Origin of the sequence: uncultured Alistipes sp. (genome assembly GCF_902388705.1) — a bacterium.
GTDB lineage: Bacteria > Bacteroidota > Bacteroidia > Bacteroidales > Rikenellaceae > Alistipes.
Window position 1 is genome coordinate 1 of sequence record NZ_CABMQJ010000061.1, and the last position, 10967, is coordinate 10967.

The 10967-nt window shown below is 60.5% G+C and carries 9 protein-coding genes; 1 reads left to right on the forward strand and 8 read right to left on the reverse strand.

Translation table 11 applies throughout. The features are described 5' to 3' along the window. The 5 genes from QZT71_RS10670 to QZT71_RS10690 form a co-directional block, all read right to left on the reverse strand. Window positions 1-303, reverse strand: a 303-nt coding sequence (locus QZT71_RS10670) for a glutamate racemase (protein WP_295915922.1), incomplete at its 3' end; no start/stop codon positions are given. Window positions 304-391: 88 nt separating this feature from the next. Then, window positions 392-913, reverse strand: a complete 522-nt coding sequence (locus QZT71_RS10675) for a shikimate kinase (RefSeq protein WP_295915925.1) — start codon at window positions 911-913, stop codon at window positions 392-394. Between the two features lie 10 nt (window positions 914-923). Next, the gene (locus tag QZT71_RS10680) at window positions 924-3845 is read right to left on the reverse strand and encodes a DNA gyrase/topoisomerase IV subunit A (RefSeq protein WP_295915927.1); all 2922 of its coding nucleotides are present in this window, start codon (window positions 3843-3845) and stop codon (window positions 924-926) included. A gap of 5 nt (window positions 3846-3850) precedes the next feature. Continuing rightward, window positions 3851-5725, reverse strand: coding sequence for a DNA topoisomerase IV subunit B (locus QZT71_RS10685; protein ID WP_295915930.1), 1875 nt, complete (start codon window positions 5723-5725; stop codon window positions 3851-3853). A 3-nt stretch (window positions 5726-5728) separates the two neighbouring features. Then, complete coding sequence (locus QZT71_RS10690; protein WP_295915931.1) at window positions 5729-6457, reverse strand: 1-acyl-sn-glycerol-3-phosphate acyltransferase; 729 nt, start codon at window positions 6455-6457, stop codon at window positions 5729-5731. 320 nt (window positions 6458-6777) lie between these two features. On the opposite strand from QZT71_RS10690, the gene QZT71_RS10695 reads away from it, so the two are divergent. After that, a complete protein-coding gene (locus QZT71_RS10695; RefSeq protein WP_295915932.1) occupies window positions 6778-9144 on the forward strand; it encodes an outer membrane beta-barrel protein in 2367 nt (788 codons plus the stop codon). 118 nt (window positions 9145-9262) lie between these two features. On the opposite strand, the gene QZT71_RS10700 is transcribed toward QZT71_RS10695, so the two are convergent. From QZT71_RS10700 to QZT71_RS10710, 3 genes are all read right to left on the reverse strand, one after another. After that, complete coding sequence (locus tag QZT71_RS10700; RefSeq protein ID WP_295915934.1) at window positions 9263-10177, reverse strand: DMT family transporter; 915 nt, start codon at window positions 10175-10177, stop codon at window positions 9263-9265. Between the two features lie 2 nt (window positions 10178-10179). After that, entirely contained in the window at window positions 10180-10755 is a 576-nt protein-coding gene (locus QZT71_RS10705) for a LemA family protein (RefSeq protein WP_295915937.1), read from the reverse strand. A 23-nt stretch (window positions 10756-10778) separates the two neighbouring features. Continuing rightward, the coding region (locus tag QZT71_RS10710; protein WP_295915939.1) for a hypothetical protein at window positions 10779-10967 on the reverse strand (189 nt) is incomplete at its 5' end.

The window sequence follows — 10967 nt, forward strand, 5'->3', positions numbered from 1 at the left end:
CATGCCCACAATCGGCAGGGAAGCGTATTTTTCGCGCAGGAAGTCGATGGCGGCAGCCGTGGCGGTATTGCACGCCACGACGACCATTTTACATCCCTGCGCCACCAGGAAAGCCACAGCCTCGTCGGCAAGGCGCCGCACCTCCTCGCGGGGACGCGAGCCGTATGGGCAGTTTTTGCCGTCGCCCAGGTAGACGAGCGACTCGGAGGGCAGCGCACGCCGCACCTCGCGCCAGACGGTCAGCCCGCCCAGCCCCGAATCGTAAACACCTATGGGAGCGTTATTATACATATCGGCAATCATCTCGTTCGTCATTCGCGGCGCACCGCAACGTGCAACCTGCATTCCGGTCCGCCGGGCGTCCGATGCGGACGGCAGGGGCGCCGCCGGACTAATTCTCCAACCGTTTCAAAATATGTTCCACCACCTCGTCGTCGGACAGGGAGTCGCAGTCGACGACCAGATGCGCCTGCGCATAAAACGGCTCGCGCACGGCCATGTCCCGGGCCATGAATTCGATTAGCTCCGCGTCGTTCAACCCCCGCAGGCGGGGCCGCTTCTGCCGCCCGTAGGGGCTCAAGCGGCTCGCAATCCGGCCGGCGCTGCGACGCAGGTATACGGTATACCCCACGGCATTCATACGCGCCATGTTGTCGCGCCACACGGGAAGTCCCCCGCCCGTCGAAACGACCGCAGCGCCGCTTTCGGCGATGGCCTGCTCGAGTATTTCGCGCTCCACTTCGCGGAAACGCTCCTCGCCTTCGTAGCGGAACACATCCGCCACGGAAGCCCCCTCACGCTGTTCGACCAGCGAGTCGGTATCCGTGAACGCCACGTTCAGCCGCCGCGCGAGCTTACGTCCGAGGGTGCTCTTGCCGCAGCCCATGTACCCGATAAGGAAGAGGGGTTTCATCGCCTGCGTCTTAAAAGAGGTTGAGTTGCTCGGGGTCGATGACTTCGTCGGCATCGCCTCTGGCGCGTTCGATTTCGAACTCCACGCCGCCCGTGGCCGTCCCTGTACGGGGCAGGTCGGCAGGGGCCTGCCCGGCTTTCTTCGCGGCGGCCGCCGGTTTGTCTTTTGCCGCCGGCCGTGAGGAAGCGGATGCGGCGGCACTGCCGGCCGCGTCGCCGGCTGCCGAATCAGCGCCGGAAGCACCATCGCCCTCTTCGGGCGCGGTATCCCCGGTCAGCATGTCGCCGGGGAGCTCCTCCGCCTCGTCCTCCTCCGGGGATTCGGGCTCGGGCGGCAGCTCGGGCTCGATAAAGCGCAGCCCGGCCACGTCGTAAGTCGTCAGGCGCTTGCCTTTGGCGCGGTGGCTCTTGACGCCCACGAATTCGTCGACGTCGATTTCGTCCGCCGGGCGCGAAGCGTGCGCACCCTTATAGGTGATTTCGAGTTTGGCGCCCGCCCGCTCGGTGACGGCGACCAAATCGGCCTGCCCCTCCTCGTCGAGGAAGAACTGCATCTTATCGCTCATCTCGGCCGTAAAGCGCTTCATGTAGTAGTATTTCTGCGAACGGTCGTAGTAGCAGACGCTATACACGCGTTCGGGATTGTAACGGCTCACGCGCACCGTTTCGTCGGGGAAATGCTGCACGAGGTCGTATCCCGTGATGTAATACTGGTTCTTCGACGTCCAGACGATAATCCGGTCGTCGCCCTTGAACTCGCCCAGCAGCTTGCCGCGGCCGTCGGCGTTCAGGCGGCGGACATCCTCGTCGAACCAGATATTCTGGCCGCCGAGCGTCGAGGTGCCGCGCTCCTTGAGGACGATTTTGTGGATGCCGTAGCGCGAGAAGAGGTTGCCCTGGCTCTGGCGGCCCTTGATGGCGAGGGTCGAGAAATCGAGGTCGACAATCACCTTTTTCAGGCGCGGACGGGGCTTGAAGTATATCTTCAGCACCTCGGCCTCCCCGTTCGGATTGACCGACATGTAGAGTATCTCGCTGCGGGGCGTGCCCTTGGTGATGTCGTACTCCTTGTCGCGCGTGATGGCCTTGATGGCGCAGCGTTTCATCATAATCGGGCCGTTCTTGCCGTCGCGGTAGAGCACGTTGTAAATCGTGCGCTCGTCGTTGCGCTTGAAGACCCCGATGTAGTAGATGCCTTTCTCGAAGAACGCCTTGTCGCTCACCTTGGTGATGACGTAGCGGCCGTCCTTCGTGAAGACAATCACGTCGTCGATGTCCGAGCAGTCGCATACGAACTCGGCGTCCTTCATCGACTTTCCGATGCCGAAAAATCCCTCGGCGCGGTCCACGTAGAGTTTGGCATTCGTCACGGCCACCTTCGTCGCCTCGATATTGTCGAACTCGCGCAGCTCTGTCCTGCGCTCCTTGCCCTTGCCGTACTTCTCGCGAATGCGCTCGTAGTAGGCCACGGCGTACTCGGTCAGGTGGTCGAGGTCGTACTGCGTGGACTCGATGTCCTGCTCGATTTGTTTGATTTCATTGTCGGCCCTGTCGCTGTCGTAACGCGAAATCCGGATGAACTTCAGCTCCGTCAGGCGCTGCACGTCGGCCAGCGTCACCTCGCGGCGCAGCAGTTTCTTGAACGGCTCCAGCCCCTTGTCCACGGCGGCGTAAGCCTCCTCGCGGCTCTTGCTGCCCTCGATGAGCTGGTAGAGCTTGTTCTCGATGAAAATACGCTCGAGCGAGGCGGCGTGCCACGCTTCGTTCAGCTCGCCGAGCCGTATCTCCAGCTCGCGTCCCAGCAGCCACTTGGTGTGCTCGGCCGAGCGGCGCAGGATTTCGCTCACGCCCAGGAAATGGGGCTTGTCCTCCCAGATGAGGCAGGCGTTCGGGGCAATCGAAACCTCGCAGTCGGTAAAGGCGTAGAGCGCATCGATGGTCTTGTCGCTCGACTCGTCCGAAGCGACCTGAATGATGATTTCGACTTTGTCGGCCGTATTGTCGTCGACTTTCTTAATCTTGATCTTGCCTTTCTCGTTGGCCTTGATAATCGAATCCTTAATCGACTCGGTGGTCGTCGTATAAGGTATCTCGGTAATGGCCAGCGTGCGCTTGTCGATTTTCGAAATTCTGGCGCGCACCTTCACGGCGCCACCGCGCAGGCCGTCGTTGTAACGGCTCACGTCGGCCATGCCGCCCGTCGGGAAGTCGGGGTACAACTGGAAGTCACGCCCCTGCAGATGGGCGATGCAGGCGTTGATGAGCTCCACGAAGTTGTGGGGCAGAATTTTCGACGCCAGGCCCACGGCGATGCCGTCCGAGCCCTGCGCCAGCAGCAGCGGGAATTTGATCGGCAGCGTGACGGGCTCCTCCTTGCGGCCGTCGTAGGAGAGCATCCACTCGGTGGTCTTCTTGTTGAAGACCACCTCGAGGGCGAACTTCGACAGCCGCGCCTCGATATAACGCCCCGCGGCGGCCTCGTCGCCCGTAAGGATATTGCCCCAGTTACCCTGGCAGTCGATAAGCAGGTCTTTCTGCCCCAGCTGCACCAGCGCGTCCTTAATCGACGCGTCGCCGTGCGGGTGGTACTGCATGGTCTGGCCCACGATGTTGGCCACCTTGTTGTAGCGGCCGTCGTCCACGACTTTCATAGCGTGGAGGATACGCCGCTGCACGGGTTTCAGTCCGTCTTCGACATGGGGCACGGCCCGCTCGAGGATTACGTACGAAGCGTAATCCAGGAACCAGTTCTTGTACATGCCCGTCAGTTTGCGCACGCCTCCCTCGTCCTGCGTCAGGCGGTCGAACTTGCCCGCCTTGGCCGGGGCTTCGGCGACAGGGGCCTCGCCGGCCGCGTCGTCGGCCGTTTGCGGGGTCGATGCTTCTTCGTTGAGCGGCTCCTCCCGCCCGATCATATCTTTTTCTTCTGCCATATTCCTTAATTAATTGCGAGATCCTGCTCGACGATGTCCTCCTCGATACGCAGGTTGTCGATGATGAAGCCCTGCCGTTCGTAGGTGTTCTTGCCCATGTAGAATTCCAACAGGTCATGAATCGGGTCGTCCTTGGTGATGCGCACCTTGTCCAGGCGGATATTGTCGCCGATGAACTCCCGGAACTCGTCGGGCGAAATCTCGCCGAGGCCTTTGAATCGCGTGATCTCCGCATTCGCGCCGCAGCGTGCGACGGCTTTCAGCCGCTCCTCCTCGGAGTAGCAGTAAAGCGTCTCCTTCTTGTTGCGCACGCGGAACAGCGGCGTTTGCAGCACGAAAAGGTGCCCGCCGCGAATCACGTCGGGGAAGAACTGCAGGAAAAAGGTCATCATCAGCAGGCGGATGTGCATGCCGTCGACATCGGCATCGGTCGCGATAATCACTTTGTTGTAGCGCAGGTTGTCCATGTCCTCCTCGATGTTCAGCGCCGCCTGCAGCAGGTTGAACTCCTCGTTTTCGTAAACCACCTTTTTCGTCAGGCCGTAACAGTTGAGCGGCTTGCCGCGCAGCGAGAAGACAGCCTGCGTGCGCACGTCGCGGCTCTTGGTAATCGAACCCGAGGCCGAGTTGCCCTCCGTGATGAAAATCATCGACTGTTCGGCCAGCTCGTGCTTGTCGGTGCGGTGTATCTTGCAGTCGCGCAGTTTCTTGTTGTTGAGTGACACCTTTTTGGCCGTTTCGCGGGCCTTTTTCTGGATACCCGAAATCGCCTTGCGCTCCTTCTCGTTCTCGACGATTTTCTTCTGGAGCACCTGCGCCGTTTCGGAGTGCTTGTGCAGGTAGTCGTCGAGGTGCTTGCCCAGGAAGTCCACGATGAAGTTGCGCATCGACACGCCCGGCTCGATCTCCTTGGAGCCCAGTTTCACCTTGGTCTGCGACTCGAAAACCGGATCGGTGACCTTGACCGAAACGGCGGCGATGACCGACGTACGGATGTCCGACGGATCGTAGTCCTTGTGGTAAAACTCCTTGACGGTCTTGGCGATGGCCTCGCGGAAGGCCGCCTGGTGCGTACCGCCCTGCGAGGTATACTGGCCGTTGACGAACGAGAAATAGCTCTCGCCGTAGCCCGTGCCGTGGGTAATCGCCACCTCGATGTCGTCGCCCGACAGGTGAATCGGCGGATAGAGCGGCTCCTCGGTCATGTTCTCGTTGAGCAGGTCCAGCAGGCCGTTCTTCGACACGAAGCTCTTGCCGTTGAGGTTGAATGTGAGGCCGAGGTTCAGGTAGGTGTAGTTCCGCACCTGCTGCTCGACATACTCGAGGTTGTAGGAATATTCGCCGAAAACCTCCTCGTCGACCCGGAACGAGATGAGCGTGCCGTTCTTCTCCTTCACGCCGCTCTCCCACTTGTCGCTCACTTCGAGCCCCTGCGCGAAGCTCACCGTGCGGGCCTCGCCGTCGCGGACGGAGCGGGCCGTGAACTGACTCGAAAGCATGTTGACGGCCTTGACGCCGACACCGTTCAGGCCGACGGTCTTCTTGAAGGCCGAACCGCCGTACTTGCCGCCCGTGTTCATCTCGCTGACGGCCGCCGCGAGCGACTTGAGCGGAATGCCGCGGCCGTAGTCGCGTACGGTGACCACATTGTCCTCGACGGTGATGTCGACCTGGTGGCCGGCGCCCATGATGAACTCGTCGATCGAGTTGTCGACGACCTCCTTGATCAGTACGTAGATTCCGTCGTCGGCCTGCGTGCCGTCGCCCAGCTTGCCGATGTACATGCCGGGGCGCAGGCGGATATGCTCCCGCGGCGAAAGCGTAACGATGGCGTCGTCGCCGTAATTGTCGTTAGGATTTGTATTGAGTAAATCTGCCATAGTCTATTTTTGGTTTCGAATCCCGGCCAGGGCGGCGCACATGGCGTCGTGCACCTCCTCCATCAATTCGTGCGTTTCGGTCGCGGCGACCTTTTCTGCCGGAACGGGGGGCAGCACCCGGATTGTGATGCGGTTGCCCCAGTTGAACATCGCGTTGGGTTTGATGAGCGTCTTGGTGCCGTCCATCACCACCGGAAGCAGATCCACGCCCGCCTCTTTGGCCAGCGTGAAAGCCCCCGCCTTGAAACGGTGAATCTCACCGTCCTTCGAACGCGTGCCCTCGGGGAACACGGCGATTGAAGCGCCGCGCGAAATCCACAGCTTGCCGTCGACGACCATCTGTTCCAGCGCGACGGCCGCGCGGCCGCGGTTGATGCAGATGTCGCCGTGCAGAACGAGGAACTGCCCGAAAAACGGCACCTTGAAGACCTCGCGCTTGGACACCCACCGGAAGTTGAGCGGAATGTAGTAGAGCGCCGGAATGTCTATCACGGTGTTGTGGTTCAGTACGATGACATAACTTTTCTTCCTGTCGATATTTTCCAGGCCGCTCACCCGCTGGCGCCAGCGGGGCGGAATGGCGAAGAAAGTGCGCACCAGTATGCGCGACAGTTCGTGCACCACGCGGCGGGCCTTGTCGAAAGGCCAGCATACGACCAGCGCGACAGCCGACAGCACCATGAAAAAGGTGCACAGCAGCGTCAGGAAGATATAATAAATTACGCTTATCATACATTCAGCGGTTTTGGGTTTCTCCGGCCGCAGGGCCCCGCCTGCCGCCCTGCCGTTTCGCGCCGGCAACAGCCTGGCGGACGGATTGCAGTAGCATACGGGGACAATGAGCCATAATAATTCAATCTGCAAATTTAGGAATTATTCGCCGGATTCCATCCTGCCGCCCGACGATTTATCAACAAAATATCCACTATATACATATGTATCGATTTTTTCGCAAAAATCAAGTACTATGCATTGCAAAGTATAAATATTTTTACATATCTTTGCGGTATCAAATAAAATGCAGCACAGATTACAATTAAACGCATAATATCATGAAAAAACTTCTCCTCCTTATCGTAATGCTCGCAACGGCGGTTTCAGGCGTATTCGCTGCCCGCATGTATCCTGCCGAGGGCCGCGTGGTGGACGAACAGGGGCAGGCCGTGGAGTATGCGACGGTCGTGCTGCTCAAGGGCGGCGAGCAGGTCACCGGCATGGCGACCGACAATGCGGGCCGCTTCGTGCTGAAAGTTCCCACGGGCGAATACACCCTTTCGGTTCAGTACCTCGGCTTCGACCCCGTCACGCGGCAGGTGCATGTCGGACAGGACAACGATCTGGGCGACATCGTACTGAAAAATTCCGCGACACGCATCGAGGGCGTCGTGGTCAGGGCACGTCTTATCCGCCGCGAGGCCGACCGCTTCGTGGTCGACGTGGCCAACGCCCCGGCCGCCATCGGCAAGGACGGCATCGAACTGCTCGAACGCGCCCCGGGCGTATGGGTCGACGACGAGAAAATCTCGATTAACGGCAAATCGGGCTCGAAAGTCTACGTCAACGACCGCGAACTGCGCATGGAGCCGGCGCAGCTGCTCACCTACCTGCGCTCGCTGCGGGCGGAGGAGATACAGAAAATCGAGGTCGTACCGACCACAGGCGCCGACTACGACGCCGACTCGTCGGGCGGCATCATCCGCATTACGCTCAAAAAGCGCCGCGAAAACGGCATGGAGGGTTCGCTGTCGATGCGCACCACGCAGAACGGCCGCCACCATTCCTACACGCCGAGCGGCAACGTCAACATCCACAGGGGCCGCCTCGATTTCTACGCCTCGGCATGGGCCGACTTCGGCAAGGACACGGCCATCTCGGACGAGCACACCGATTACTCCTCGGGCAATACGAACCTCACGTCCCATTCGGAAATCGCCGAACGCGACCGCAACTTCGGCGGCAGCATCGGCTCGGTATTCGAAATCAGCCCCAGGCACAGCATCGGCGCCGAGTTCGAGTACTGGCGCAACAACGAAAAGGGGCCAAACGACTCCTACACCGACCTCACGCAAGCGGGTGTCGTGACCCGCACGGAAAGCCGCTACGGCATACGCAACATCCGCGACAACTACTCGGCGACGTTCAATTACATCTACAAACTCGACACGCTCGGCTCGACGCTCAAGCTGCTGGCCGATTATACGCGCCGTTCAACAAACGCCGACAACGACAATTTCAGCCGCATAACCTCCCCCGCTTCGGTCGTCGACTCGATTTACCGCGACAACTCGTCGAGCCTCTACGACATCACGACCGCCACGCTGGCCCTCGACAAGAAATTTTCGCCCCGCTGGTCGCTGCGCGCAGGCGCCAAATACACCTACAACGACATGCACAACGACGCGCTCTACGAATACGTGAAGGAGGGCGCGTGGGTGCGCAACGACAACCAGAGCTTCACCATCAACTATACGGAGAACATCGCCGCGGCCTACGGCATCGTATCGGCCAACCTCGGGCGCTGGAGCCTTGTGGCTGGGCTGCGCGGCGAATACACCCACACCCGGGGCAAGGGCGGCGACATCTCGCAGAACTACTTCAGCCTCTTCCCCAACGCCAACGTTTCCTATGCGCTTTCGAAAGACGGGGCCTATTCGCTTATCGCGCAGTACGCCCGCACGATCGAGCGACCGCGTTTCTGGAGCCTCAACCCGCAGCGGTTCCAGATATCGGACTACACCTACCAGACGGGTAACCCGGAACTCGACCCCGCATACAAACAGGACGTCAGCCTGACGCTGGTGCTGAAACACAAATACACCCTTACGGGCGGCATGACGATCCAGACCGACGAGATACAGCAGACGATGCGTCCCGACGCGGACGACCCGGAACGCCTGTGCCTGGCATGGATCAACTACGACACGACGAAGAACTACTACCTCACGGCCAACGCACCGTTCCAGTTCGCAAAATGGTGGACGCTGAACCTCAACCTGACCTACATCCGTCAGGGACAGCGCGTCGACCAGCACAGCCCCGAGAAGCATTACAACTTCTATTTCGTAAACAGCTCGACCACCTTCACGCTGCCCGCAAAATTCTACATCGACGTGTCGTACCGCTTCCAGGGGCGCATGGACTTCGGCAACTGCTGGGTCGAACCGCTGCATTTCCTGAACGCCGGGATTAAAAAACGCTTCGGCGACAAGTTCACCGCATCGTTCTCGGTACGCAACCTGATCGAACGGCCGCAGCACATCGGCGCACGCGGCGACGGATTCGTCCGCATGGTCGACGTGAAACAACAGTGGAACGACCGCAGTTTCACCATCGGCGTGACCTACAATTTCAAATCGGGCAAGGCGTTCAAGCGCAAAGCCGTCGAAGCGGGCTCGGCCGACGAGAAAAGCCGCCTGTAAAAGCCGCCGGAATAACGCCGGGGTGCCACGCTCCCGGCAGGCCGGAGCGCTATCACATACGACAAGTGGGATGAAGCCGCGGCTTCATCCCACTTGGCGTGCGTAAAGGCCGCACGCCCTATTTCGCCCTGCGCATACGCAGGAATAGGTGCGGTAGGTGGAGCGATTTGCCTGCGATGATGAGCGTGACGGCGGCAAGTATCAGCACCACGCCCGCCACAATGCGCGGCGTGAGCTGCTCGCCGAAGACCACGACGCCGAAAAACAGCGCCGTAAGCGGCTCCAGCGCCCCGAGAATCGCCGTCGGCGTGGAGCCGATACGACGGATGGCGGCAGCCATCGTCACCAGCGAAACAATCGTCGGGAACAGGGCCAGCGACACGGCGTTAATCCACAGCCCGGGCGTCGGAACCGGTTGCAGGCCGGTGCAGAAGCGCAGCCGCACGACATAGACCGAGAGCCCGAACAACAGGGCGTAGAACGTGAGTTTCTCGGTGGACATATCACGCAGCGACGAGCGGTTGACACCCACGATATAGATAGCATAGCACAGCGACGAAAGGAATACCAGCGCGACGCCGGCAAAGGAGAGCGCCTGTCCGTCACCGCCCTTGTAAAGCAGCGCAATTCCGGTAAAGGCCAGCAGAATCGAAAGCACCGTGGCCCGCGTGACCTTTTCACGGAACCCGACGGCCATGATGACGGCCACGAGCACCGGATAGAGGAACAGGATGGTCGAAGCGATGCCTGCATCCATGTGGTTGTAGCTCTCGAACAGAAACAGCGACGAGAACGAAAACAGCAACCCCATGGCCGCCAGCGGCACGACGTCGCGGCGGCGCAGGGCGAACGACTGCCGCCGCACGAGCATCAGCGCACCGAGCATCGCCACGGCGAGCAGGTAGCGGTAGAAAAGCACCGAATCCACGCCCATGCCCGCCCCGTAGAGGGGCAGCGCGAAGAGCGGATTCAGTCCGTAACTGGCGGCGGCCACAGCGCCCAGCACATAGCCGCGCGTACGGGGATTCGCCATCGTCAGAACTGCACCTGCGGCGCAGCCTGCGCGCCCTCGGCCGCTTCGAAGTAGGGCTTCTGCTCGAAGCCGAACATCTTCGCCACGAGGTTGCCCGGGAAACGGCGCACGGCGACGTTATACGTTTTGGCAACCTCGTTGAACTCCTTGCGGGCCACCGAGATGCGGTTCTCCGTACCTTCGAGCTGCGCCTGCAGTTCGAGGAAATTCTGGTTGGCCTTCAAATCGGGATAGCTCTCCGACACGGCAATCAGCCGCCCCAGGGCCGAGCGCACCTGTGCCTGCGCCTGCTGGAACTCGGCCAGTTTTTCGGGTGTGAGGTCGTCGGCCGAAAGGTTGATCGAGGTGGCCCTTGCCCGCGCCTCGGTCACTTCGGTGAACGTCTGCGTTTCGTGCGCAGCATATCCCTTGACCGTGTTCACCAGGTTGGGAATCAGGTCGGCACGGCGCTGATACTGCGTCTCGACGTTCGACCATGCGGTTTTCAGCCCCTCTTCCTTGTTGACGAAGCCGTTGTACGTTGCGTAGAAGAAGATCACCACAATGGCGACGACTCCAATCCAAATCCATTTTTTCATAATCGATAATTTTATGCTTGATTTCATTCACTATCCAATCTTTGCGTCATCCGCCGTCGCGTACCGCCACCTCCGCAGAACGAACCGCCGCCGAAGCCGCCGCCCGTCCCGGAATCCGCGCCCGTAGGGAATTGCCGCACGCGACAGGAATTGCAACCGGCGACAAGCCACCATCCGGCGCCTACCAGCGCGAACCGGCACCGCCGCCGCCG